This is a genomic window from Streptomyces sp. NTD107, from assembly GCF_059510435.1.
In genome coordinates this window covers 208,328-232,469 of the sequence record NZ_JCAJZV010000008.1, presented here as the reverse complement: position 1 = coordinate 232,469, position 24,142 = coordinate 208,328, and the positions used below count along the sequence as shown (strand labels likewise).

At 72.4% G+C, this 24,142-nt stretch carries 20 protein-coding genes; 13 read left to right on the top strand and 7 right to left on the bottom strand.

The genetic code is table 11. The features are described 5' to 3' along the window. The first annotated feature begins 27 nt into the window (after window positions 1-27). The gene (locus tag AC5WRL_RS18555) at window positions 28-2,088 is read left to right on the top strand and encodes an ABC transporter substrate-binding protein (RefSeq protein ID WP_496089689.1); all 2,061 of its coding nucleotides are present in this window, start codon (window positions 28-30) and stop codon (window positions 2,086-2,088) included. A gap of 9 nt (window positions 2,089-2,097) precedes the next feature. Continuing rightward, window positions 2,098-2,769: a DUF1707 SHOCT-like domain-containing protein gene (locus AC5WRL_RS18550; RefSeq protein ID WP_496089688.1), complete on the top strand. Its 672-nt coding sequence runs from the start codon at window positions 2,098-2,100 to the stop codon at window positions 2,767-2,769. A 9-nt stretch (window positions 2,770-2,778) separates the two neighbouring features. Here the strand turns inward: AC5WRL_RS18550 and AC5WRL_RS18545 are convergent, their stop codons facing one another. Continuing rightward, window positions 2,779-3,195, bottom strand: coding sequence for an ATP-binding protein (locus AC5WRL_RS18545; RefSeq protein ID WP_496089687.1), 417 nt, complete (start codon window positions 3,193-3,195; stop codon window positions 2,779-2,781). Window positions 3,196-3,414: 219 nt separating this feature from the next. Continuing rightward, a complete protein-coding gene (locus tag AC5WRL_RS18540) occupies window positions 3,415-4,269 on the bottom strand; it encodes an SDR family oxidoreductase (protein WP_496089686.1) in 855 nt (284 codons plus the stop codon). Window positions 4,270-4,367: 98 nt separating this feature from the next. On the opposite strand from AC5WRL_RS18540, the gene AC5WRL_RS18535 reads away from it, so the two are divergent. Further along, window positions 4,368-4,751, top strand: coding sequence for a winged helix-turn-helix transcriptional regulator (locus tag AC5WRL_RS18535; RefSeq protein WP_496089685.1), 384 nt, complete (start codon window positions 4,368-4,370; stop codon window positions 4,749-4,751). Window positions 4,752-4,779: 28 nt separating this feature from the next. Here AC5WRL_RS18535 and AC5WRL_RS18530 read toward each other — a convergent pair whose 3' ends face one another. Then, window positions 4,780-5,403: a TetR/AcrR family transcriptional regulator gene (locus AC5WRL_RS18530; protein ID WP_496089684.1), complete on the bottom strand. Its 624-nt coding sequence runs from the start codon at window positions 5,401-5,403 to the stop codon at window positions 4,780-4,782. A 123-nt stretch (window positions 5,404-5,526) separates the two neighbouring features. Between AC5WRL_RS18530 and AC5WRL_RS18525 the strand changes: the two genes are divergently transcribed. The 5 genes from AC5WRL_RS18525 (at window position 5,527) to AC5WRL_RS18505 (ending at window position 14,160) form a co-directional block, all read left to right on the top strand. Then, entirely contained in the window at window positions 5,527-6,153 is a 627-nt protein-coding gene (locus tag AC5WRL_RS18525; RefSeq protein ID WP_496089683.1) for a TetR/AcrR family transcriptional regulator, read from the top strand. 117 nt (window positions 6,154-6,270) lie between these two features. Next, window positions 6,271-8,520, top strand: coding sequence for an MMPL family transporter (locus AC5WRL_RS18520; RefSeq protein ID WP_496089682.1), 2,250 nt, complete (start codon window positions 6,271-6,273; stop codon window positions 8,518-8,520). Between the two features lie 103 nt (window positions 8,521-8,623). After that, window positions 8,624-11,071 carry a Tex family protein gene (locus AC5WRL_RS18515; RefSeq protein ID WP_496089681.1) on the top strand — a complete coding sequence of 816 codons (2,448 nt, stop codon included), beginning with the start codon at window positions 8,624-8,626 and terminating at the stop codon, window positions 11,069-11,071. Between the two features lie 204 nt (window positions 11,072-11,275). Further along, window positions 11,276-12,247, top strand: a complete 972-nt coding sequence (locus AC5WRL_RS18510; protein ID WP_496089680.1) for an acyl-ACP desaturase — start codon at window positions 11,276-11,278, stop codon at window positions 12,245-12,247. 302 nt (window positions 12,248-12,549) lie between these two features. Then, window positions 12,550-14,160: an ABC-F family ATP-binding cassette domain-containing protein gene (locus AC5WRL_RS18505; RefSeq protein ID WP_496089740.1), complete on the top strand. Its 1,611-nt coding sequence runs from the start codon at window positions 12,550-12,552 to the stop codon at window positions 14,158-14,160. 90 nt (window positions 14,161-14,250) lie between these two features. Here the strand turns inward: AC5WRL_RS18505 and AC5WRL_RS18500 are convergent, their stop codons facing one another. Then, on the bottom strand, window positions 14,251-16,017 hold the full coding sequence (locus tag AC5WRL_RS18500; RefSeq protein ID WP_496089679.1) for an ABC transporter ATP-binding protein: 1,767 nt from the start codon (window positions 16,015-16,017) through the stop codon (window positions 14,251-14,253). Window positions 16,018-16,305: 288 nt separating this feature from the next. On the opposite strand from AC5WRL_RS18500, the gene AC5WRL_RS18495 reads away from it, so the two are divergent. Then, window positions 16,306-16,773, top strand: a complete 468-nt coding sequence (locus tag AC5WRL_RS18495) for an ATP-binding protein (RefSeq protein ID WP_496089678.1) — start codon at window positions 16,306-16,308, stop codon at window positions 16,771-16,773. Between the two features lie 35 nt (window positions 16,774-16,808). Here AC5WRL_RS18495 and idi read toward each other — a convergent pair whose 3' ends face one another. The 3 genes from idi to galE all read right to left on the bottom strand — a co-directional run bounded on the left by idi (window position 16,809) and on the right by galE (window position 19,511). Then, window positions 16,809-17,378 (bottom strand): isopentenyl-diphosphate Delta-isomerase, encoded by a 570-nt coding sequence (idi, locus tag AC5WRL_RS18490; RefSeq protein WP_496089677.1) that lies wholly within the window; start codon window positions 17,376-17,378, stop codon window positions 16,809-16,811. A gap of 66 nt (window positions 17,379-17,444) precedes the next feature. Then, complete coding sequence (locus tag AC5WRL_RS18485; protein WP_496089676.1) at window positions 17,445-18,386, bottom strand: cation diffusion facilitator family transporter; 942 nt, start codon at window positions 18,384-18,386, stop codon at window positions 17,445-17,447. 153 nt (window positions 18,387-18,539) lie between these two features. Continuing rightward, a complete protein-coding gene (gene galE / locus AC5WRL_RS18480) occupies window positions 18,540-19,511 on the bottom strand; it encodes a UDP-glucose 4-epimerase GalE (RefSeq protein ID WP_496089675.1) in 972 nt (323 codons plus the stop codon). Between the two features lie 210 nt (window positions 19,512-19,721). On the opposite strand from galE, the gene AC5WRL_RS18475 reads away from it, so the two are divergent. From AC5WRL_RS18475 to AC5WRL_RS18460, 4 genes are read left to right on the top strand one after another with little or no spacing between them, the layout of a single operon-like run. Beyond that, window positions 19,722-21,563: a DUF5941 domain-containing protein gene (locus tag AC5WRL_RS18475; protein ID WP_496089739.1), complete on the top strand. Its 1,842-nt coding sequence runs from the start codon at window positions 19,722-19,724 to the stop codon at window positions 21,561-21,563. Next, window positions 21,560-22,312: a phosphocholine cytidylyltransferase family protein gene (locus AC5WRL_RS18470; protein ID WP_496089674.1), complete on the top strand. Its 753-nt coding sequence runs from the start codon at window positions 21,560-21,562 to the stop codon at window positions 22,310-22,312. The genes AC5WRL_RS18475 and AC5WRL_RS18470 overlap by 4 nt, the downstream gene beginning before the upstream one ends. Further along, window positions 22,300-23,361: an iron-containing alcohol dehydrogenase family protein gene (locus AC5WRL_RS18465; protein ID WP_496089673.1), complete on the top strand. Its 1,062-nt coding sequence runs from the start codon at window positions 22,300-22,302 to the stop codon at window positions 23,359-23,361. Before AC5WRL_RS18470 ends, AC5WRL_RS18465 begins: the two co-directional genes overlap by 13 nt. After that, window positions 23,339-24,124, top strand: coding sequence for a CDP-alcohol phosphatidyltransferase family protein (locus AC5WRL_RS18460; protein WP_496089672.1), 786 nt, complete (start codon window positions 23,339-23,341; stop codon window positions 24,122-24,124). The genes AC5WRL_RS18465 and AC5WRL_RS18460 overlap by 23 nt, the downstream gene beginning before the upstream one ends. Window positions 24,125-24,142 lie beyond the last annotated feature (18 nt).

Below are 24,142 nucleotides of genomic sequence, written 5' to 3'. Positions count from 1 at the left end.
CGCACACATCGAAAGGGGCCGCGGCCGATGGAGCCGCTTCAACCGTCCGACCCGCCGCGCATCGGCGGCAACCGCCTGCTGGGGCGGCTCGGCGAAGGCAGCACGGGCCTGGTCTATCTGGCCCGCTCGGTCGGCGGCACGCCACTGGCCCTCAAAGTGCTGCACCACCGGCACCACCGGCACCGGCGGACCGGCCGCCCGGACCGGCAGGTCCATCATCCCGCCCTGGTACGGATGGTGGGCGGCGGAACGGATCAGGACGGCACCTGGCTGGCGTACGCCTACGAGCCGGGACCCGACCTGACGGAGGCGGTCGCGGCGCACGGGCCGCTGCCCAAGGAGACGGTACGGGCGCTCGGCGGCATGCTGGCCGCGGCCCTGGACGCGCTGCACACGGCCGGCCACACCCACGGTGCGCTGCACCCGGGCAATGTCCTGCTGGCGGCGGACGGCCCCCGGCTCACCGACACGGCGGGGCCGGCGGCCGGCCGCCCGGGCGGCGAGGCAGCCGATGTCCATGCGCTGGGCCGGCTCCTGGTGTACGCGGCGACCGGCCGGGAACCGTACGACCCGGCCGACCTGGCGGATGTGCCGCGCAGCCTGCTTGAGGTCGTCCAGGCATGCCTGGACGAGGACCCGGTGCTGCGCCCCACGGCGCGCGAACTGAGCGAAGAACTCGGCGAGGAACGGGGCGAAGGAGCGTCCGGCAACTGGCTCCCGGGCCCGCTGGCCACCGACGTGGCGACCCGCGCTGCCCAGCACCGCCGGCAGCATCCACCCGGCCCGCCCCACCACCACGACGCGGCGCCGTCGCCGGACGGCCCCACGGGTGATGCCGAGGCGGACGCGCCCGCGCGGGGACCGGCCGCCACCTCACGGCGGCGGTTACTCGCGCTCGCCGGGGGCGGCCTGCTGCTCGCCGGGTCCGCCGGCCTCGGGGCCTGGCTGCTGCGGCGCGCCGGCGCCGCCCCCGCCGCCGCGGACCCGGCGGGCCTGCGCTGGACGATCGGCCTGCACGTCGACCTGTCCGGCTCGCAGGCCCGCTACGGCCGGGGCCAGCACAACGGCATCACCATGGCCGTCGAGGAGCTGAACGAGCACGGCAACCTCCCCTTCCAGCTGGCCCTCGCCCTCCACGACGACGTCGGCGACCCGCCCAGCGCCGCCCGCGCCGCCGCCGAACTGGCCGCCGACCCCGCCGTGCTCGCCGTCATCGGCCCCACCGGCGACGCCGTGGCCGACACCGCCGCCCGGGTCTACCAGGACGCGGGGCTGCCGGTGCTCACCCTCTCCGTCGGCAGCCTCAGCCACCGGGCCGACTACCCCGTCCTCCTGCACGGCCGCCCCGGCACCGCCCTCACCGCCCTCACCATCCCCGGCTGCCTGGACCTGGCGGACACCCCGCCCACCCGGATCGGCCTCATCGACGACCGCACCGCCGACGCCGACAGCTGGCTCACCACCCGCGCCGTCAGCGGCGCCGTGGACCGTACCCGTACCGCACTCGTGCCCAAGGTGCTGCCCGCCGGCACCGAGGACTTCGCGCCCGTCGCCGCCGAACTGCTGGAGCACGGCGTCGACGCCATCGTCTACGGCGGCTACCCGGACGGCGCCGCCCGGCTCGCCCTGGCCCTGCGCGCCGCCGGCTGGTCCGGCACCGCGCTCGGCACCGAGGCCGCCATGGACCCGCTCTTCCTCGCCGACGCCGGAGAAGCCGCCGAGGGCTGGCAGTTCGTGGCCGGCTACACCGACCCGGCCACCGACGCCCGTACCGGCGGCTTCGCCCCCGTACACCGGCGCCGGTTCGGCCAGGACCCCGAACCGTACGCCGCCGAGGGCTACGACGCCGCCCGGATGGTGGTCACCGCCATGCAGCGCACCGTCGAGGAGGGCGAGAGCCTGAGCCGGTCCGGCCTGCTGACCCGGCTGCGCGCCCTGACCTACAACGGGGTCGCCCGCCCACTCGCCTTCGACACCGCCGGCGACTACGCGGGCACCGGCCCCGCCGGGTACCGCTACGAGGTGCAGGCCGGACGGTTCCGGTTCCTGGGTCCCGCGCCGGCCCCACGGACCAGCCCTGATGAGTAAGCTGCCGCCATGACGAGCGAGTTGCCCGAAGTCCGCGCCTCCGACGCCGAACGGGAGCAGTACGCCGAGATCCTGCGGCAGGGGCTGGCCGAGGGCCGGCTGGTCATGGAGGAGTTCGAGGAGCGGCTCACCGCCGTGTACGAGGCCCGTACCCGTGGCGAACTGGAGCCGCTCATCCGCGATCTGCCGGGCCGGGTGGATCAACCGCCCGCCCCGGCGTCCGCCGCCCCCGTCACCGGCGGCTGGGCCGCGCGGATCGGCCGCCCCGCCACCACCCGGGGCGCCGTCGCCATCATGGGCGGCTTCGTCCGCCGGGGCGCCTGGACCATGCCGCGCCGCTTCCGGGCCCTGGCCATCATGGGCGGCGGCAACATCGATCTGCGCGAAGCCGACTTCGAGGAGCGCGAGGTCACCGTCCAGGCCATCACCATCATGGGCGGCGTATCGGTCACCGTGCCGCCGGGGGTCGAGGTGGAGGTACGCGGGTTCGGCATCATGGGCGGCTTCGACCGGAGCACCAGCCGGGCCGAGAGCCCCGACGCGCCGCGGGTGGTGATCACCGGCTTCGCCCTGTGGGGCGGCGTGGGGGTGGAGCGCAAGCGGGTCAAGGGCGAGAAGCGGCCCGAACTGGGCAAGGGCGACCAGGAGAACACGAGCGAGCAGGGCGGCAAGGGCGACTGACCCCGCCGGTCAGTGGCCGCCGCTGATCCGTACCCACACCTGTTTGCCGTCGGGGGTGGGCTCGAAGCCGATGCTGTCGGCCATCTCGCGCAGCAGCCACAGTCCCCGGCCCTCCTCGGCGGTCCAGTCGGGGAGGGTGATCCTGGGCAGGGTCGCGGAGCTGTCCCGCACGGTGACCCGTACCGCGTCGTCCTCCAGGGACAGCTCCAGCCGACAGCGGGGATCGGGCACATGGCGGGCCACGTTGGACAGCAGCTCGGTGACGCCGTGCAGCACCACCTCGGTCACCGCGTCGTCCTGCTGCCATTCGCGCATCGCCAGCTTGGCCAGTCGCCGGAAGTGCGCGAGGTCCGAGCGTCTGGCCGTCAGCAGCCAGCTGTAGGAAAGGGGCCGGGCGGCGTCGGTGCTCCGGCTGGTGAGCGTCATGATGCCTCCATGTGCTCAGGGCGGGTCGGTGAGCGCGTGCGCTGCGTACGATCTCGCACCCTGCCCCGGTCCGACAGACCCTGACTCCCGGCAGTCCGCAAGGAATTCAGCCGCACATGTGGAGTTCATATCACTCGAATGAGTGGCGAAGGCAGTGGCGAATGCCCGGGGGCGGGATTACGCCACTGCCTGCCGGTCAGTTGACCGGGAATCGACCGCTCAGTGGGTGAGGGCCGCCGCGATGGCGTCGGCGATCGGCGTGGTGGGGCGGCCGATGAGGCGGGCCAGGTCACCGGGGGTGGCGGCCAGGAGTCCGCGCTCGATGGCCAGGTCCACGTCCACCAGGATCGCGGCGTACGGCTCGGGCAGCCCGGCGGCGGTCAGGTTCGCCAGCTGCTGCTCGGGGGTGACGGCGGTGTAGCCGATCTCCTTGCCGGTCCGGCGGGCGACCTCGGCCGCGTACTCGGCGAAGCTCCAGGCGGTGTCGCCGCTCAGCTCGTACGCCCGGCCCTCGTGCCCCTCGCCGGTCAGCACGACAGCGGCGGCGGCGGCGTAGTCGGCGCGGGCGGCGGAGGACACCCGTCCGGCGCCGGCGGCGGCCACCACCTGGCCGTGCTCGATGACCGGGGCGAGCTGGGCGGTGTAGTTCTCGTGGTACCAGCCGTTGCGCAGGAAGGTGTGGGGCAGGCCGGAGGCGAGGATCGCCTCCTCGGTGGCCTTGTGCTCGTCGGCCAGCGTGAAGTCGGCGGCCGGGCCGCCGAGTACGCCGGTGTAGGCGAGCAGTGCCACGCCCGCCGTCTTGGCGGCGTCGATGACGGCGTTGTGCTGGGCGATCCGGCGGCCGACCTCGCTGCCGGAGATCAGCAGTACCCGGTCGCCGGCGGCGAAGGCGCCGCGCAGGGCGGCGGGGTCGTCGTAGTCGGCGATCCGCAGCTCGACGCCCCGGGCCGCGAGGTCCGCCGCCCTGGCCTCGTCGCGCACCACCGCCGCGACCTGGTTCGCCGGTACGGACTCCAGCAGGGCCTCGATGACCAGCCGTCCCAGCTGACCGGTGGCTCCCGTGACTACCAACATGCTCGCTACTCCTTGGGGAGGGTTCTTGCTCGTCCGGAACCCACCCTAAGCAGGGAACTAACCTGGGGAAAGTACCCACTTTGAAGTAAGCTACTGGCATGGATGTGAGCTGCCCCCCCAATGTGAACGCCGCCGACTGCCCCTCTCGCGCGGTGCTGGAGCACGTCACCAGCCGCTGGGGCGTCCTGGTGCTGGCGCTGCTGCTCGACGAGGGGTCGCTGCGGTTCAGTGAGCTGCGCCGGGCGATAGCCGGCATCAGCGAGAAGATGCTCGCCCAGACCCTCCAGACCCTGGAGCGGGACGGCTTTGTGCACCGGGCGGCGCAGCCGGTGATCCCGCCCCGGGTGGACTATTCGCTCACCGAGCTGGGGCGGGAGGCGGCCGGCCATGTGTGGGGGCTCGCCCGCTGGGTCGAGGAGCGGCTGCCGCAGGTGCGGGAGGGCCAGCAGCGGTACGACCGGGCCCGCGCCGCCGCCCGCTGACCCGGCCCGTTCGCCTCCGTCGGCGCGGTCAGCCCGCCCAGCTGTCGGCCAGGGCGGCGGGCATCTGCCGCAGGTGTTCGTCGGTGGAGTGCTGGAGCGCGGCCAGTGAGCCGTCGCCGTGCAGGGTCCACGCCTGGGCGGCCAGCGCCGACGCCACCACATACGCCCCCACCAGCAGTGCGGGCCGCTGGTCCCCGGGGGCGGTGCGCTCCCGGCGGGCCAGTGCGGCGGCCATCCGCTGGTGCCCGGCGGCGGAGTGCGCCAGCTGGGCGGCGCGCAGTTCCGGCTCGGCGCAGATCAGCCGAAAGGCCGACAGCATGGTTTCCAGCGGCTCGCCGGCCGTGCTCTCCATGACGTGCCGGCCGGCCTCGCGCAGCACGGTCAGCGGCGGCTCGTGCGGCGGGCGGCGTTCCGCCTCGGCGAAGAAGAGTTCGGAGATCTCCTGGAGCGGCTGGAGGACCAGCTCCTCCTTGCTGGCGAAGTAGCGGAAGAACGTGCGCTCGGAGACCCCCGCCCGGTGGGCGATGTCCCCGATCGTGGTGGCGGCGTACCCCCGGTCCCGGAACAGTTCGAGCCCGCGGCGCAGCAACTCCTGCCGGGTGCGCAGCTTGCGGCTCTCGCGCGGTCCCGGTGCGGTGATGTCGAGTCCCATGCAGGCATGTTACGTCGCTGAAATGTACATGGAAACGGGCTCGTATCGATCCGCTTGCGTTTCGATGAGCCCGTGTCCTACGCTCTCATCTGTACGACACCGTTTCGATCGACTGGGGGCCGGATGACGGGCCAGACCACCGAGGCATCCACCCGTCGGACACCCCGCAGCAAGATCACCCCCGAGCGCGAGGCCGAGCTGTACGAGGCCGTGCTCGAACTGCTGCGGGAGCGCGGCTACGACGCGCTGACCATGGACGCCATCGCGGCCCGCACCAAATCCAGCAAGGCCACCCTCTACCGCCAGTGGGGAACCAAGGGCCAGCTGGTCATCGCCGCGCTGCGCCACGGCAAACCGTTCGACATCGAGGACATCGACACCGGCACCCTGGCCGGCGACCTGCGCGAGATGACCCGCCGGGCCGGGGTGGCGGCCTACGAGGACACCGAACTGCTCCAGGCCATCACCCACACCGCCCGGCACGACGAGGACCTGCGCCTGGCCATGCGCGAGCTGCTGATCCGCCCGGAGAGCGCGGTGCTCGACCGGGCACTCGCCCGCGGGGTGGAGCGCGGCGAGGTGGACCCGGACAACCCCGCCCTCGGCTACGTCGTCCACGCCGTGCTCGGCGCCCTGCTCGCCCGCCCGCTGATCGAGGACGACTACGCGGACGCCCCCTACCTGGAGCACTTCCTGGAATCCGTCGTGCTGCCCGCCCTGCTGCACGCACCGGACCACCCCCGCCCCTGACCCGACCCCAAGTCCCCGCCCCACCCACCCGGCCGGCACCCCCGATGGCCGCCGGGACGGCACCGCTCGCCACAAAACCCCTATCACGCCCCATGCTTGATCAGGAGACCCCGCATCATGGCGACATTTCTCTATAAAATGGGCCGCTTCTCCTTTGTGCGACGGCGCTGGATCGTGGCGCTGTGGGTGGTGCTGCTGGGCCTGGCCGGCGCGGGCGCCGCCGCCAACTCCGAGCCGGGATCCACCGAGTTCACCATCCCGGGAACCGAGGCCCAACAGGCGTTCGACCTGCTGAACGAGCGCTACCCCGGCTCCGGCGCCGACGGCGCCACCGCCCGCGTCGTGATCCGCGCCCCCGAGGGCGAACTCATCACCGACCCCGCCCACCGGGCCGCCGTCCAGGACCTGGTCGCCGACCTGCGCACCGGCTCCGACCAGGTCGCCGACGTCGCCGACCCGTACGCGTCGCAGGCCGTCAGCCAGGACGGCACCACCGCTTACGCCCAGGTCTCCTACCTGGTCAAGGGCCTGGAACTGGACGACGCCGACCGCGAGGCGCTGGAGGGCGCCGCCGACGCCGGCCGTGCCGCCGGGCTCACCGTGGAGATCGGCGGCGACGCCCTCCAGGAGATCCCCGCCACCGGCATCACCGAGGTCATCGGCGTCGCCGTGGCCGCCGTCGTCCTCGTCATCACCCTCGGCTCCCTGGTCTCCGCCGGACTGCCGCTGCTCACCGCGCTGATCGGGGTCGGCGTCGCCGTCGCCACCATCACCGCGCTCACCGCCACCCTCGGCCTCGACGGCACCACCCCCATCCTGGCGATGATGCTCGGCCTCGCCGTGGGCATCGACTACGCCCTGTTCATCGTCTCGCGCTACCGTGCCGAACTCGCCGAGGGCCACCCGCACCGGGAGGCCGCCGGCCGGGCGCTGGGCACCGCGGGCTCCGCCGTGGTCTTCGCCGGGCTCACCGTGATCATCGCGCTCGCCGGGCTCGCCGTGGTCAACATCCCCATCCTCACCAAGATGGGCCTGGCCGCCGCCGGTTCGGTGGTGGTCGCCGTCCTCATCGCCCTCACCATGATCCCCGCCCTGTTCGGCTTCGCCGGGGACCGGATACTGCCCCGGAAGGCCCGCGGGTCCGCCGCACCGGCCGCACCGGCCGCCCCGGCCGCCCCGGCCGGCCCGGCGGCGGAAGGCGCGGACCGCCCCAACCTGGGCACCCGCTGGGCCCGCTTCGTCCTGCGCCGCCCGCTGGCCGTCCTGCTGGTCGCCGTCGTCGGCCTGGGCGCCCTCGCCCTGCCCGTCGCCAGGATGGAACTCGGCCTTCCCGACGACGGCACCAAGCCCACCGACACCACCCAGCGCCGCGCCTACGACCTGCTCGCCGAATCCTTCGGCGCCGGCTTCAACGGCCCCCTGCTGGTCGTCGTCGACGGCGAGGACGCCGCCGGCGGCGCCACCGACGCCGCCGAACGTGCCAGGGCCACCATCGAATCCCTCGACGACGTCGCCGTCGTCACCGGGCCGATGCCCAGCGAGGACGGCAGCACCGCCATCCTCACCGTGATCCCCGCCTCCAAGCCGCTCAGCACCGAGACCGAGGACCTGGTGGCCGCCATCCGGGGCGGCGCCGGCCAACTCACCGCCGACACCGGCGCCACCTTGCTGGTCACCGGCCAGACCGCCATGGGCATCGACGTCTCCCAGAAGCTGAATGACGCCCTGCTGCCCTACCTGGCCCTCGTCGTGGGCCTCGCCTTCCTCCTGCTGATCCTCGTCTTCCGCTCCCTGCTGGTGCCCCTCAAAGCCGCACTCGGCTTCCTGCTGTCCGTCCTGGCCGCCCTCGGCGCGGTCGTCGCCGTCTTCCAGTGGGGCTGGCTGGGCGGCCTGTTCGGCGTGCACGAGACCGGCCCGGTGATGAGCCTGATGCCGATCTTCCTCATCGGGGTGGTCTTCGGACTCGCCATGGACTACGAGGTGTTCCTCGTCACCCGGATGCGCGAGGCGTACGTCCACGGGCAGCCCGCCACCGAAGCCGTCGTCACCGGATTCCGGCACGGCGCCCGGGTCGTCACCGCCGCCGCCATCATCATGATCAGTGTCTTCGCCGGCTTCGTCGGCTCCAGCGAACCCATGGTCAAGATGATCGGACTCGGCCTGGCCATCGCCGTCTTCTTCGACGCCTTCGTGGTCCGGATGACCATCGTGCCCGCCGTCCTCGGCCTGCTCGGCACCTCCGCCTGGTGGCTGCCCTCCTGGCTGGAGCGGGCCCTGCCGGACGTCGACATCGAGGGCGAGAGACTGCAACAGCGCCTCGCCGCACCCGAGGAGGAGACCAGAACCCCCGAGGCGGCCGTGTCGTAAAACGGTTCAGCGCCCCGCGCGTGGCAGGCGGCCCGAGTGTCCGTGCCGCCTGCCACAATGCACAGCGCGGCGCAGAGCGCGCCGGGAAAGCGGAGCGTGAGACGTGACACAGTCCGTGCCGGGCAGGTCCATCGAGAGCAGGATCGCCGAGGAACTGGGCGTACGGGAGGGGCAGGTGACGTCCGCCGTGGGGCTGCTGGACGGCGGCTCCACGGTGCCGTTCATCGCCCGCTACCGCAAGGAAGCCACCGGCATGCTGGACGACGCCCAGCTGCGCGCCCTGGAGGAACGGCTGCGCTATCTGCGCGAGCTGGAGGAGCGCCGCGCGGCGATCCTGGAGTCCATCCGCGGCCAGGGCAAGCTCGATGACGCCCTGGAAGCGCGGATCAACGCCGCCGAGACCAAGGCCAGACTCGAAGACATCTACCTGCCCTACAAGCCCAAACGCCGCACCAAGGCACAGATCGCCCGCGAGGCCGGTCTGGAGCCGCTGGCCGACGCGCTGCTGGCCGACCCCACCACCGATCCGGCCACGGCCGCCGCCGCGTTCACCGACGAGGCCAAGGGCGTCCCCGACGAGGCCGCCGCGCTCACCGGCGCCCGCGCCATCCTCACCGAACGCTTCGGCGAGGACGCCGACCTGCTGGGCGAACTGCGCGAGAAGATGTGGACCACCGGCCGGGTGGCGGCCAAGGTCCGCGAGGGCAAGGAGGAGGCCGGCGCCAAGTTCGCCGACTACTTCGACTTCGCCGAACCCTTCACCAAGCTGCCCTCGCACCGGGTGCTGGCCATGCTGCGCGGCGAGAAGGAGGAGATCCTCGATCTCACCCTGGACCCCGAGCCCGCCGGTGCCGCCGCACCGCAGGACGGGCCCAGCGCGTACGAGCGGGCCATCGCCCACCGGTTCGGCATCAGCGACCGGGGCCGCCCGGCCGACGCCTGGCTCGCCGAGACCGTCCGCTGGTCCTGGCGCACCCGCATCCTCGTCCACCTCGGCATCGACCTGCGCACCCGGCTGCGTACCGCCGCCGAGGACGAGGCCGTCGACGTCTTCGCCGCCAACCTGCGTGACCTGCTGCTCGCCGCCCCGGCCGGCACCCGCGCCACCATGGGTCTGGACCCGGGGCTGCGCACCGGCGTGAAGGTCGCCGTGGTCGACGCCACCGGCAAGGTCGCGGCCACCGACACGATCTACCCGCACGCCCCGCGCCGCAACTGGACCGAGGCGCTGGCCCGGCTGGGCACCCTGGTCACCGAACACGGCGTGGAACTCATCGCGATCGGCAACGGCACCGCCTCGCGCGAGACCGACAAGCTGGCCGGCGAACTCATCGCCGCCCTCGCCCCGGCCAAGGTCACCAAGATGGTGGTCTCCGAGGCCGGCGCCTCCGTCTACTCCGCCTCCGCCTACGCCGGCGAGGAACTGCCGGAGCTGGACGTGTCGCTGCGCGGCGCCGTCTCCATCGCCCGGCGGCTCCAGGACCCGCTCGCCGAGCTGGTGAAGATCGACCCGCGCTCCATCGGGGTGGGCCAGTACCAGCACGACCTGTCCGAGGTGAAGCTCTCCCGCTCGCTGGACGCGGTGGTCGAGGACTGCGTGAACGGCGTCGGTGTCGACGTCAACACCGCCTCCGTACCACTGCTGTCCCGGGTCTCCGGCATCTCCGGCACCCTCGCCAAGCTGATCGTCGCGCACCGCGACACCAACGGGCCCTTCCACAGCCGCCGGGCGCTCAAGGACGTCTCCCGGCTGGGTCCCAAGGCGTTCGAGCAGTGCGCGGGCTTCCTGCGGATCCGGGACGGCGAGGACCCGCTGGACGCCTCGGCGGTGCACCCCGAGGCGTACCCGGTGGTGCGGCGCATCGTCCGCGAGAGCGGCAAGGAGGTCACCGCGCTGATCGGGGACGGGGCCGCGCTGCGCGCGCTGAAGCCCGCCGACTATGTGGACGACACCTTCGGACTGCCCACCGTCACCGACATCATCGGTGAGCTGGAGAAGCCGGGCCGCGACCCGCGCCCCGAGTTCAGGGCCGCCCGTTTCAAGGAGGGCGTGGAGAAGATCGGCGACCTGGAGCCCGGCATGGTCCTGGAGGGGGTGGTCTCCAATGTCGCCGCCTTCGGCGCCTTCGTCGACGTCGGGGTGCACCAGGACGGCCTGGTGCATGTCTCCGCGATGTCCGCCAAGTTCGTCTCCGATCCGCGCGAGGTGGTCAAGCCGGGCGACATCGTCCGGGTCAAGGTGCTCGACGTGGATGTGAAGCGGCAGCGGATCTCGCTGACCCTGCGGCTGGACGAGGAGCGGCCGGCGGGCGGCGGCGGCCGGGCCGAGCGGGAGGGGGGCGGCGCCCCGCGCCAGCGCGACCGGCGCGGCGGCCAGGGCGAGCAGCAGCGGCGCGGCGGCCGGGACGGCCGGGACGGCCGGGACAGGGACGGCCGGGGCGGCGGGTCCGCCCAGCCGCCGGCGGGCGGCGCCATGGCCGACGCGCTGCGCCGCGCCGGGCTGCTCGGCGGCGGGAAGCAGGGCGGCAACCGGGGCGGCCGGGGCCGCTGACCACGGCCGGATCCACCGGCGTACCACCATCGAGGGCGAGGGCCCGGGAGCGTTTCCCGGGCCCTCGCCCTCTGTCATACGTCAATAAGTCACCACATATGAACGGATGGTCACCGAGCTTGTCACGAGGAAGGAAAATAACTTACGGTGCCGTAACCTACGGTCTCGTAGGTACACCCGTGATCCCGTCGCTCTGGAGCCCCCGTGACACTGAGCCCCGACCACATCTCCGTCAAGGACACGTGGACCGACGCCCGGCTGCTCTTCGCCCTGGAGGAAGTCGTCGAGAAGGAGCTCAACCGCCATCTCGCGGTGGCCAAGGACTGGATGCCGCACGAGTACGTGCCCTGGAGCGACGGGCGCAACTTCGATGGGCCGCTGGGCGGCGAGCCGTGGGCGCCCGACCAGTCGAAGGTCACCGACGTGGGCCGCACCGCCCTGGTGGTCAACCTCCTCACCGAGGACAACCTCCCCAGCTACCACCACGAGATAGCCACGCTCTTCGGCCGCGACGGCGCCTGGGGCACCTGGGTGCACCGCTGGACCGCCGAGGAGGGCCGGCACGGCATCGTGATGCGGGACTACCTGCTCACCACCCGCGCCGTGGACCCGGTGCAGCTGGAGAACTTCCGGATGCAGCACATGTCCGAGGGCTTCGAGTTCGACCACCCCGAGTCCATGCTCCACTCGGTCTCCTACGTGGCCTTCCAGGAGCTGGCCACCCGTATCTCGCACCGCAACACCGGACACCACTCGGGCGACCCCGTCTGTGACCGCATGCTGTCCCGGATCGCGACCGACGAGAACCTGCACATGGTCTTCTACCGCAATCTGCTGCGCGCCGCCTTCGAGCTGGCCCCCGACCGCACCATGTGCGCGGTCCGCGACGTGGTGGTCAACTTCCGGATGCCCGGTCACGGCATCCCCGGCTTCGAGCGCGCCGCCGCCCGGATGGCACTCGGCGGCATCTACAACATGCGCATCCACCACGACGACGTGCTCCAGCCGGTGCTGCGCTTCCTGAAGGTCATGGAGGTGGACGGGCTCGGCCCCGAGGGGCAGAAGGCCCAGGAGGAGCTGGGCATGTTCATGAACGGGCTGGACAGTGAGGCCCGCAAGTTCGACGAGCGCCTCGCCGCCCGCCTCGCCCGCCAGGCCGCCCGCAAGAACGGCTGACCAGCGCCCGGGCGGAAATACGGTTGCCCGGCCCCGGCCGACCCCCGTACCCTCGGGGGTGGCCTTGTCGTCGGCGATGGGAGAGGCCGTTGCGCATCTGAGGTCCGGGACACCGTGAGTCCGCCGGCCCGTACGGCAGCACCCTGCTGTACGGCGCGCCGCGTCACGTGTCGACCTCGGAAGTGAGCGGCCCCCAAGATCACGCCACCCACTCGCCCGATCCTCCATCGACGGTCCTGCCGGGCCCCGGTGTCCCGATGAGTCGTGAAACCCCGCTCATCCACGAACACCGGGAGACCGGCATGGCCCCCACCACCCCGCACATCACCTGCCACCGGCTGACGTTCGGCTGGCCCGACGGCACCACCGTCTTCGACGGCCTCGACCTCGCCCTTGGCCCCGGCCGCACCGGGCTCATCGGCGTGAACGGCTCCGGCAAGTCCACCCTGCTCAAGCTGATCGCCGGCGAACTCGAACCGGCGGCCGGCACCGTACACGCCGCCGGCGACATCGGCTACCTGCCGCAGAACCTCACCCTGGACACCGGCCTGCCGGTCGCCGAGGTGCTGGGCATCTCCGCGGCCCGTGCCGCCCTGCACGCCATCGAATCCGGCGACGCCGCGCCCGAGCACTTCGCGGCCGTCGGCGACGACTGGGACATCGAGGAACGCACCCTGGCCGTCCTGGACGAACTCGGCCTGGCCGACGTCGGCCTGGACCGTACGGTGGGCGAGCTCTCCGGCGGCCAGAGCGTCCTGCTGCGGCTGGCCGCACTGCTGCTGCGCCGCCCCGCCGTGCTGCTGCTGGACGAGCCCACCAACAACCTGGACCTCGCCGCCCGGCACCGGCTGTACGCGGCCGTCGACGCCTGGCGCGGGGTCCTGGTGGTGGTCAGCCACGACCGGGAACTGCTGGAACGGGTCGACGAGATCGCCGACCTGCGGGCCGGCGAGGTGATCCGGTTCGGCGGCAACCTCTCCGGCTACGAGGCGGCGGTCGCCGTCGAACAGGAGGCCGCCGAACGGATGGTGCGCGCCGCCGAGTCCGATGTACGCCGCCAGAAACGCGAACTGATCGAGGCCCAGGAGAAGCTGGCCCGCCGGGCGGCGGCCGGCCGCAGGGCGGGGCAGAGCGGCAGCCTGCCCAAGATCCTGGTGGGTGGCCGCAAACGGCAGGCCCAGCAGACCGCGGCACGTACCCGCGGCCTGCACGAGGACCGGCTGGCCGGGGCCAGGGAGCGGCTGGCGGAGGCCGAGGCCGCCGTCCGGGAGGACACGGAGATCCGGGTCGAGCTGCCGGCCACCGAGGTGCCCGCCCGCCGCCGGGTGCTGACCCTGAGCGAACTGCTGCCCCGGCACGGCGCCCGGGCCGACCTCCAGGTGCTCGGCCCCGAGCGGATCGCCCTGACCGGCGGCAACGGCTCGGGCAAGACCACCTTGCTGCGCACCATCACCGGGGAGCTGGATCCGCGCGCCGGCGAGGCGGTCGTGCATGTTCCGCTGCGCTATCTGCCGCAGCGCCTTGATGTGCTGGATCCGGAGCTGAGTGTCTACCAGAACGCCCGGCGGCTGGCGCCGCAGGCGGACGGGCAGCACATCCGCGCCCAGCTGGCGCGCTTTCTGTTCCGGGCCGGCCGGGCGGACCAGAGCGCCGGCACCCTCTCCGGGGGCGAGCGGTTCCGCGCCTCCCTCGCGGCGCTGCTGCTGGCCGAGCCCGCCCCGCAGCTGCTGCTGCTGGACGAGCCGACCAACAATCTGGACCTGGCGAGCGTGCGGCGGCTGACGGCGGCGCTGGAGGGCTACCGGGGCGCGCTGCTGGTCGCCGGCCACGATCTGCCGTTCCTGCGGGAGATCGGCATCACCCGCTGGCTGCGGGTGGAGGGGGAGGAGCTGGTGGAGAGCGAGCCGCTGTAGGGGGAGGGCGCCGGCCGGCCGCGCGGGCGGCGGCGGCCGGGGCGGCGGTCCACCCGCCACCCCGGCCACCGGCCGCCCGGCCGGTCCGGCTCAGCCCAGCTGGTTCTTCTGGAGCCGCGCGTACGCCCCCCCGCCGCGCATGAGTTCCTCGTGGCTGCCGATTTCCAGCACCTTGCCCTGGTCCATCACCACGATGCGGTCCGCGCGGCGGATGGTGGACAGCCGGTGGGCGACCACGAAGACCGTACGGCCGCGCATCAGCCGGTTCATGGCCTCCTGCACGAGTGCCTCGGAGCGGGTGTCCAGGGCGGAGGTGGCCTCGTCGAGCACCAGGATGCGCGGATCTCGGATCAGCGCCCTGGCGATGGCCAGGCGCTGGCGCTGTCCGCCGGAGAGCCGGGCGCCGCGCTCGCCGACGACGGTTTCCATGCCGCCGGGGAGCCGTTCGACGAACTCCAGGGCGTTGGCGTCCCGCAGGGCCCGGCGCACCAGTTCGTCGTCCACCGTGTCCAGCCCGTAGCCGACGTTCTCCCGGATGGTGCCCTCGAAGAGCACCGACTCCTGCGGCACCACCGACAGGAACCGCCGGTAGCTGCGCAGGTCCAGGGTGGCCATGTCCCGGCCGTCCAGCATGATCCGCCCCGAGACCGGCCGGATGAAGCCGATCAGCAGGTTGAGGATGGTGGATTTGCCCGCGCCGGAGGCTCCCACCAACGCGATGGTCTCGCCCGGTGGCACGGAGAGATTGAAGCCGGTCACGGCCGGCTGCCCCTCCGTGTCGTAGCGGAAGCCCACCCGCTCGAAGCTGATCCGGCCGCCGACCGTCTGGATCCGCTCCTTGCCGTCGTTGACCTCCAGGTCGGGGGCCTGGAGCACCTCGCCCAGGGAGCGCACCGATTCGAGCCCCTTGGTGATGATCGGGGTCAGGCTCATCAGCACGGTCATGGAGGCGGTGAGGGTGGTGAAGAACGTGGAGAGCATCACCACGTCCCCGGGGGTCATCGGCAGCCAGGCGTAGTAGGCGACCACCGCCGCGCCCGCCAGACAGCCGATGCCCAGTGCTTGCAGCAGGATCCAGGCGAGCGCCCCGAAGTGGCCGTTGAGCATGTCCAGCCGCAGTCCGGCGGACAGCACCTGGCGCAGCGAGCCGTCCACCCGGGCCACCGCGGTGCGCTCCAGGCCGTGGGCGCGGGTGACCGGGATGAGCGAGGTCATCTCGCCGACGCGTGAGGACAGTTGTTCGACCTCCCGGCGATAGCGGGCGTTGTGCGAACGCAACCGGGCCCGCAGCCGCTGGACCAGCAGCGCGGCGGCGGGGACCACGATCAAGAACGCGGGCAGGGCGGCGGGCACCCGCAGCCCGATCACGGCGAGGCCGCCGGCCAGCGTCATGATGGCGTTCAGGCCGTTGTCGGAGCTCTGCTGGACGGAGGTCTCGATGTTCTCCACATCGCGGATGACCTTGGTCTGGAGCGCGCTGGCGCTGACCCGGGAGTGATAGCCGATGGACAGCTCCTGCATGCGCCGGCACAGGGCGGAGCGCAGCCCGGTGCCGGTGCGGCGGACGCTGCCGTACAGGCAGCGGATGTAGAGCAGGTGCATCGGATAGTTGAGTGCCAGGACCACCGTCAGGACGGCGATGTTGGAGGCGAGGTCGGAGATCGGGCGCTGCTCCACCACGATGTCGATGATGTTCGCGGTGACCAGCGGCAGCAGCCAGACCGGAGAGTGCTTGACGCCGAACGCGAGCACGGCGACCAGCAGCCGGGCCCGGTCGTCGCGGAAGAGATACGCGAGGGTCCGTACGGGGTGTTCTCCCCGATAACGGTGCTCCAGGGGGCCTTGCGGCAGAGCCATGAAAGCAGCCCTCCAAAAGCCAGGGGGAATGGGTCGCGGGGACCTTGCCCTCCTTGACCGTCGAACAGTCGCCGAAATAGTGACGGCAAGCGGTCTTGGTCGCTTTGATGGTGCTTTGGGGTATTTCATTGGGGTCTTTGCACAACGATGCGCCCGGCCGGTCGAGTGATGGCCGGGTTTTGTCGTAAAGCAATCTCAGCTGAAGAGAAGCAGTCAAATGGCGCTGGAGATCTTATGAATTGCGATCATTCGGTCATGCCGCGCTGGCACATGCCAACACTCAGAAGGATGGACAGCCGATCGGGTGCCGCGCCGCACCCCACCGCACCCGCCGCGTCCGGCGAGCCGGGCACCTGGCGCCTCACCGCCGCCCCGGTGGACGCCTCCGTACCCCTGATCCGGCACGCGGTGCGCGACCTCCTGCACCGCCGGCAGACCCCGGTGAGCGCCGACCGGATGGGCTCACTGCTGCTCATCGTGTCCGAACTGGTCACCAACGCGGTACGGCACGCCGCCCTGCTCACCCCGCAGATCGGCGTCGAGATCACCCTCACCCCCGGCCGGGTACGGCTCGCCGTCGAGGACGGACATCCGTACCGGCCCAAGGCCCTGGAGGCCAGAGCCGAGCACACCAGCGGTCGCGGACTGCTGCTGGTGAAGATCATCGCGCAGGAGACCGGCGGCACCTGCGGCGTGGACGCCACCGCCGCCGGCGGAAAGATCATCTGGGCCGAGCTGCCCTGCGACCAGTACTGAGCGACGGTCCGGGGCGACCCGTAAGGCTCACCGCCTCACCAGCCGGCGGCCGGCCCCGTCACCGCCCGGATCGCCGGACGCGCCGCGTCCAGCACCGTCATGAACCACGCCGAGAACGGCACCCGCTCATGCCGCTCCGCCAACTCCCGCGGCGTCACCAGCGCGGTCTGCGCCACCTCCGCCGGATCGGGCCGCACCTCCTGCTCCAGCACCCCGGCGAACAGATGATTGAACTCCTGCTCCACCAGACCCGACAGCGGATCCGGATGGTTGTAGCGCACCGTGCCCGCCTCCCGCAGCAGCACCGGAGTCACCCCCAGCTCCTCCGCCGTACGCCGCGCCGCCGCCACGAACGGGGGCTCCCCCGGCAGCGGATGCCCGCAGCAGGTGTTGGACCACACACCGGGGGAGTGGTACTTCTCCAGCGCCCGGCGCTGGAGCAGCAGCCGCCCCGCCGGATCGAAGAGGAACACCGAGAACGCCCGGTGCAACTGCCCCGGCGCCTGATGGGCGGCGACCTTCTCCGCCGTGCCGATCGTCCGGCCCGCCTCGTCGACCAGCTCCAGCATGATCGGATCCACACTTACGTCCTTGCTGTCGGGCATGGCCACCTTCTCGGGCTTATCGCGTACTTCCTGCGAGGTTATCCCGGGCCGCGACGCCCCCTTGACTCAGTGGCACAGCCGGGGCTCATGAGCCGCATGCCCGTGCGGTTCCAGCTGGAACGTGCAGTGCTCCACGTCGAAGTGCTCACCCAGACACCCCTGCAACTCGTGCAGCATCCGCTCGTGCCCCACCGCGTCCAGCGTCTCCTGGGTCACCACCACATGCGCCGACAGCACCGGCATGCCCGATGTGATGGTCCACACATGAAGATCATGCAGATCCGTCACCCCCGGCAGATCCATGATGTGCCGCCGCACCGCCGCGATGTCCACATCCTTCGGCGCCGCCTCCAGCAGCACCTCCAGCGCCTCCCGGGCCAGCTTCACGGTCCTGGGCACGATCATCAGCGCGATGGCCAGCGAGGCGACCGTGTCCGCCCGCTGCCAGCCGGTGGTCAGGATCACCAGCGCCGCCACCACCACCGCCACCGAGCCCAGGGTGTCCGCCAGCACCTCCAGGAACGCGCCGCGCACATTCAGCGACTCCCGCTGCCCGCGCATCAGCAGCGACAGCGACAGCAGATTCAGCAGCAGCCCCGTCACACCGAAGACGATCGTCAGCCCGCCCGGCACCTCGGCCGGCTCCCGCAGCCGATCGACGGCCTCGTACAGGATGTAGCCGCCCACCCCCAGCAGCAGTACGCAGTTGACCAGCGCCGCCAGGATCTCCACCCGGGCCAGCCCGAAGGTACGGCGCTCACTGGTGGGCCGGTTCGCCACATGGATCGCCAGCAGCGCCAGCCCGATGCCCACCGCGTCGGTGGCCACATGCCCCGCGTCCGCCAGCAGCGCCAGCGAATTGGTCAGCCAGGCGCCGATCAGCTCGGCGATCAGCAGTACCACCGCGATCAGCAGCGCGATCCGCAGCCGCCCCCGGTACGCGGCGCCGGCCGTGCCATGGCCGTGCCCGTGACCGGACGATCCCCCGTGACTGTGTCCCGCACCCATGAACCGACCCTCCGCACATCCCGTGGCAGCCCGGCGGGCCGCCGCTCAGCAAGCGTTCCAAGCGCCCAGTGAACTACGGGAGGGGGGTATGTGCAACGCGACGGTGAACACCGTTGTCATGTGCTCTGACCTGCGGATTTCCCTGACCGACTGCTACGTGTTCGGATGGTGGAAGCGCCAGCCGTCCCAGGCCGAGGACACCATCTGAGGCAGCGTGTACGAGGCGGTGAATCCCAGCAGCTCACGCGCCCGCGCCACCGACGCCACCACCTTCGCCGGATCGCCCGGCCGCCGCGCCACCACCTTCGGCGCCGGCTTCGTCAACCCCGTGACCCCGGCGACCAGATCGGCGATCTCCCGCACCGACGCCCCCACCCCGGTACCGATGTTCACCGTCAGATCCCGGCCCGGCTCGGACAGCGCCCGGGCCGCCGCCAGATGCGCGTCCGCCAGATCCGCGACATGGACGTAGTCCCGCACCCCCGTACCGTCCGGCGTCGGATAGTCGTCACCGAAGATCAACGGGGCCTCACCGCGCGTCAGCCGACCGAAGAACATCGGGATGATGTTGAACTCCCCGGTGTCCGCCAGCGCCGGCTCCCGCGCCCCCGCCACATTGAAGTACCGCAGATTGGCCGTCGCGATGCCGTGCGCCCGCCCCGCCGCCCGCACCAGCCACTCACCGGCCAGCTTCGTCTCCCCGTACGGATTCACCGGCACACACGGAGTGTCCTCCGTCACCAGCTCCACCTCCGGGGTGCCGTACACCGCCGCCGAGGACGAGAAGACGAACCGCCCCACCCCGGCCGCCGCCACCGCCTCCAGCAGCACCGTCAGCCCGTACACGTTGTCGCGGTAGTACCCCAGCGGCTGCTCCACCGACTCCCCGGGCTGCTTGCGCGCCGCCAGATGCACCACCCCGGTGACCCCGTAATCGGCCAGCACCCGCTCCAGCAGCGGCCGGTCGAGCACCGAACCCCGGCCCACCGGCACCCCCTTGGGCAGCCGGTCGTCCTGGCCGGTGGAGAAGTCGTCAAGCACCACCACCCGCTCGCCCGCCGCCGTCATGGCGTGCACCACATGCGCCCCGATGTAACCGGCCCCGCCGGTGATCAGCCAGGTCATGATCGTCAGCCTATCCGGCCCGCCACCCGCCGCGCGCACCGTAGCCGCACCGTCGCGTAATGTCATCACCGGCGCCGGTTTTGCCTCCTGGATGAACTCGGGGTTTCCTGGCCACGACGCCATGCTTGCCGCACGATGGCGATCGGATAATCTCAGCCCTCGTGCAGCCCGTACACAAGCGGGTTCTGCCCCCTCAAGGAGTGAGTTCAGCTGTCGACCGCGATCCTCACCGGTCCGCCCGTTCCCGGGTCTGTGCTCGGAGCCGACCTGACCGCGCTGGGATTCACCGTCACGGTGGCCGACAGCACCACCGCGCTCGGCACCGCCCTCGCCGACCTGCCACCCGGTGAACGCGTCGCCCTGGTCGACCCGCGCTTCGCCGGACACCGGCACAGCCTGCGCCTCGCCCTCACCGACCCGCGCTTCGCCGCCGCCGCCGTCCCCGGCGCGCTCACCGTCACCGGACCCGCCCGCGGCGCGCTGAGCGCCGCCGTCGAGCGTACGGCCGCCCAGGTGCCCGCCGCCACCGGCTCCACCACCACCCACCAGGACCCGGACGTCCTCGTCGACACCCTCGCCGAGCGGCTCACCGAGGCCGGCTGCCCCGTGCACCGCCCCGAACTCGGCACCCTCACCGCCGCCGTGCCCCGCACCGACACCGAACGCGCCACGGCCGCCGCCGCCATCGCCGGCACCGACGAGGAAGCGGTCCGGCTGCGCTCCGCCGTCAAGTCCCGCGACGGCTTCTTCACCACCCACTTCATCAGCCCCTACTCCCGCTACCTGGCCCGCTGGTGCGCCCGGCGCGGACTGACCCCCAACCAGGTCACCACCGCCTCGCTGCTCACCGCGCTCATCGCGGCCGGCTGCGCCGCCACCGGCACCCGTGGGGGCTTCGTCGCCGCCGGCGCGCTGCTGCTGTTCTCCTTCGTCCTGGACTGCGCCGACGGCCAGCTCGCCCGCTACGCCCTCAAGTACTCCACCCTCGGCGCCTGGCTGGACGCCACCTTCGACCGCGCCAAGGAGTACGCCTACTACGCCGGGCTCGCCCTCGGCGCGGCGCGCGGCGGCGACGACGTGTGGGCGCTCGCGCTGGGCGCCATGATCCTCCAGACCTGCCGCCACATCGTCGACTTCTCCTTCAACGAGGCCAACACCGCCGCCACCGGCGGCGGTTCCGGCACCCCCGCCAGCCCCGCCGCCGCACTGTCCGGCCGGCTCGACTCCATCGGCTGGACGGTGTGGGCCCGCCGGATGATCGTGCTGCCCATCGGCGAACGCTGGGCCCTGATCGCCGTCCTCACCGCCCTCACCACCCCGCGCATCACCCTGATCGTCCTGCTGGCCGCCGGTGGCTTCGCCGCCTGCTACACCACGGCGGGCCGCCTGCTGCGCTCCCGCCGCAGGACCACCGGTGGCGAGCGCGCGGCGAGCGCCCTCGCCGGCCTGACGGACAACGGCCCCCTCGCCGAGACCGTCGCCCGCCTGCCGCTGCCCGGCGCCACCGGCACCCTGGCCGCCCCGCTGTGGGCCGGGCTCGGCACCGTCGCGCTGCTCGGGATACTTCTGCTCCCCGGGGCCGGCGGCAGCTGGGGTGCGCTCGCGGCAGCCGCCCTGTACGCGGTGTGTGCCGGCCGGGCCGCCGCCGCGCCGCTGACCCGGCCGCTGGACTGGCTGCTGCCTCCGCTGTTCCGCTTGGGGGAGTACGGCGCGGTACTGATCCTCGCCGCCCGCAGCGACAGCTTCGGTGCCCTGCCCGCCGCCTTCGGGCTGCTGGCCGCGGTCGCCTACCACCACTACGACACCGTCTACCGGCTGCGCGGCGGCGCCGGCGCGCCCCCGCGCGCCCTGGTGCGGGCGGCCGGCGGACACGAGGGCCGCACCCTGCTGGTGGTCGCCGCCGCCGTCGCGTTCGCCGGCACCGACCACTTCACCCTCGCGCTGACGGCCCTCGCCGGGGCCCTCGCGCTGCTGGTGCTGGCGGAGAGCATCCGCTTCTGGATCTCCTCCGCCGCACCCGCCGTACACGATGAGACAGGAGAACCCGCATGATCGGTCTCGTGCTGGCCGCCGGCGCCGGACGGCGTCTGCGCCCCTACACCGACACCCTGCCCAAGGCCCTGGTGCCGGTCGTCGCACCCGGGTCGGCGGACTCCAGAACCGTCCTCGACCTCACCCTCGCCAACTTCGCCGAGGTCGGCCTCACCGACGCCGCGATCGTCGTCGGCTACCGCAAGGAAGCCGTCCACGAGCGCAAGGCCGACCTGGAGCGCCGCTACGGCGTCAAGCTCACCCTGGTCGAGAACGACAAGGCCGAGGAGTGGAACAACGCCTACTCCCTGTGGTGCGCCCGCGACATCATCGCCGAGGGCGTGATCCTCGCCAACGGGGACACCGTGCACCCCGCCTCCGTCGAGAAGACCCTGCTCGCCGCCCGCGGCCCCGGCCGGCGGATCATCCTGGCGCTGGACACCGTCAAGAAGCTCGCCGACGAGGAGATGAAGGTCGTCACCGACGACGCCGGCGCGGTGCGGCGGATCACCAAGCTCATGCCGCCCGGTGAGGCCACCGGCGAGTACATCGGCGTCACCCTCATCGAACCGGGCGCCGCCGCCGACCTCGCCGACGCGCTGCGCGTCACCTACGAGCGCGACCCCCAGCTGTACTACGAGGACGGCTACCAGGAACTGGCCGACCGCGGCATCACCGTCTCCACCACGCCCATCGGCGAGGTCAGCTGGGTCGAGATCGACAACCACGACGACCTCGCCCGGGGACGGGAGATCGCATGCCACTACTGACCCGGCTGATCCCCTCACCCGTCTCCGTCGACATCCGGGCCGGCGCCCTGGACAACCTCGCTGGCCTCCTCGCCGACCAGCGGGTCTCCCCGTCCGGCCGGCTCGCGGTCGCCATCAGCAACGGCTCGGGCGCCGCCCTGCGCGAGCGTCTGGAAGCCGATCTGCCGGGCGCCGACTGGTACGAGGTGGCCGGCGGCACCCTGGACGACGCGGTGGCGCTCGGCGACGCCATGCGGGCCGGGCACTACGACGCCGTGGTCGGCCTCGGCGGCGGCAAGATCATCGACGCCGCCAAGTACGCCTCGGCCCGGGTCGGACTGCCCATGGTCGCCGTCGCCACCAACCTCGCCCACGACGGCCTGTGCTCCCCGATCTCCATCCTCGACAACGACGCCGGGCGCGGCTCCTACGGGGTGCCCACCCCCATCGCCATCGTGGTGGACCTCGACGTCATCCGGAACGCCCCGGTGCGCTTCGTCCGCTCCGGCATCGGCGACGTCCTGTCCAACATCTCCGCCATCGCCGACTGGGAACTCTCCCACCGCGAGACCGGCGAACAGATCGACGGACTGGCCGCCGCCATGGCCCGGCAGGCCGGCCAGGCGGTGCTGCGGCACCCGGCCGGCTGCGGCGACGACGGCTTCCTCACCGTGCTCTCCGAGGGCCTGGTGCTCTCCGGTATCGCCATGTCCATCGCCGGCCACAGCCGGCCCTCCTCCGGCGCCTGCCACGAGATCTCCCACGCCCTGGACCTGCTCCACCCGCACCGCTCCGCGCAGCACGGCGAACAGGTGGGCCTCGGCGCCGCCTTCGCCATGCATCTGCGCGGCGCCGTCGAGGAGGGCGCGCTGATCGCCGAGGTGCTGCGGCGCCACGGGCTGCCCGTACTCCCCGACGAGATCGGCTTCACCACCGAAGAGTTCGTCCGGGCCGTGGAGTTCGCTCCGCAGACCCGGCCGGGCCGCTACACCATCCTCGAACACCTCGACCTGACCACCGACGAGATCCGGGACCGTTACGCCGACTATGTCAAAACCATCAGTAGCTGAACTCCGCCCGGTCGTGCACCCCGAAGGGGTCAAGGACCGGCGCAGCGGAGAGCACTGGGCCGGGCGCCTGTACATGCGGGAGATCTCGCTGCGCTGGACCCGGCACCTGGTCAACACCCGGATAACCCCCAACCAGCTGACGTACCTCATGGTCGTCGCCGGCGTCGCGGCCGGCGCCGTCCTGCTGGTGCCGGGCATCGCGGGCGCGCTGCTGGCCGCCCTGCTCATCCAGCTCTATCTGCTGCTGGACTGCGTGGACGGCGAGGTCGCCCGCTGGCGCGCCAAGACCTCCATCACCGGCGTCTACCTGGACCGGGTCGGCCACTACCTGGCCGAGGCCGCGCTGCTGGTCGGCTTCGGGGTACGGGCCGCCGACGTCTTCGCCGTCGAGGGAAGTGCCGCCAACTGGCTGTGGGCCTTCATCGGCACCGTCGCCGCGCTGGGCGCCATCCTGATCAAGGCCGAGACCGACCTGGTGGACGTGGCCCGCGCCCGCAGCGGACTGCCCGCCGTCAAGGACGAGGCAGCCGCACCCCGCTCCGCCGGTCTCGCGCTGGCCCGCAAGGCCGCCGCCGCGCTGAAGTTCCACCGGCTGGTCGGCGGCGTCGAGGCGTCGCTGCTGATCCTGGCCGTCGCCGTACTCGACCTGGTACGCGGCGACCTGTTCTTCACCCGGCTCGGGGTGGCCGTGCTGGCCGCCATCGCCGTCGTCCAGACCCTGTTGCACCTGGTGTCCATCCTGGCCTCCAGCAGGCTGCGGTGACCGCCGTGGGCACCGCGC

Bases quoted from the DNA above. Each gene is read 5' to 3' on its own strand.
- AC5WRL_RS18555 (WP_496089689.1), top strand. From the start codon at position 28: ATGGAGCCGCTTCAACCGTCCGACCCGCCGCGCATCGGCGGCAACCGC.
- AC5WRL_RS18550 (WP_496089688.1), top strand. From the start codon at position 2,098: ATGACGAGCGAGTTGCCCGAAGTCCGCGCCTCCGACGCCGAACGGGAG.
- AC5WRL_RS18545 (WP_496089687.1), bottom strand. From the start codon at position 3,195: ATGACGCTCACCAGCCGGAGCACCGACGCCGCCCGGCCCCTTTCCTAC.
- AC5WRL_RS18540 (WP_496089686.1), bottom strand. From the start codon at position 4,269: ATGTTGGTAGTCACGGGAGCCACCGGTCAGCTGGGACGGCTGGTCATC.
- AC5WRL_RS18535 (WP_496089685.1), top strand. From the start codon at position 4,368: ATGGATGTGAGCTGCCCCCCCAATGTGAACGCCGCCGACTGCCCCTCT.
- AC5WRL_RS18530 (WP_496089684.1), bottom strand. From the start codon at position 5,403: ATGGGACTCGACATCACCGCACCGGGACCGCGCGAGAGCCGCAAGCTG.
- AC5WRL_RS18525 (WP_496089683.1), top strand. From the start codon at position 5,527: ATGACGGGCCAGACCACCGAGGCATCCACCCGTCGGACACCCCGCAGC.
- AC5WRL_RS18520 (WP_496089682.1), top strand. From the start codon at position 6,271: ATGGCGACATTTCTCTATAAAATGGGCCGCTTCTCCTTTGTGCGACGG.
- AC5WRL_RS18505 (WP_496089740.1), top strand. From the start codon at position 12,550: ATGGCCCCCACCACCCCGCACATCACCTGCCACCGGCTGACGTTCGGC.
- AC5WRL_RS18500 (WP_496089679.1), bottom strand. From the start codon at position 16,017: ATGGCTCTGCCGCAAGGCCCCCTGGAGCACCGTTATCGGGGAGAACAC.
- AC5WRL_RS18495 (WP_496089678.1), top strand. From the start codon at position 16,306: ATGGACAGCCGATCGGGTGCCGCGCCGCACCCCACCGCACCCGCCGCG.
- idi (WP_496089677.1), bottom strand. From the start codon at position 17,378: ATGCCCGACAGCAAGGACGTAAGTGTGGATCCGATCATGCTGGAGCTG.
- AC5WRL_RS18485 (WP_496089676.1), bottom strand. From the start codon at position 18,386: ATGGGTGCGGGACACAGTCACGGGGGATCGTCCGGTCACGGGCACGGC.
- galE (WP_496089675.1), bottom strand. From the start codon at position 19,511: ATGACCTGGCTGATCACCGGCGGGGCCGGTTACATCGGGGCGCATGTG.
- AC5WRL_RS18470 (WP_496089674.1), top strand. From the start codon at position 21,560: ATGATCGGTCTCGTGCTGGCCGCCGGCGCCGGACGGCGTCTGCGCCCC.
- AC5WRL_RS18465 (WP_496089673.1), top strand. From the start codon at position 22,300: ATGCCACTACTGACCCGGCTGATCCCCTCACCCGTCTCCGTCGACATC.
- AC5WRL_RS18460 (WP_496089672.1), top strand. From the start codon at position 23,339: ATGTCAAAACCATCAGTAGCTGAACTCCGCCCGGTCGTGCACCCCGAA.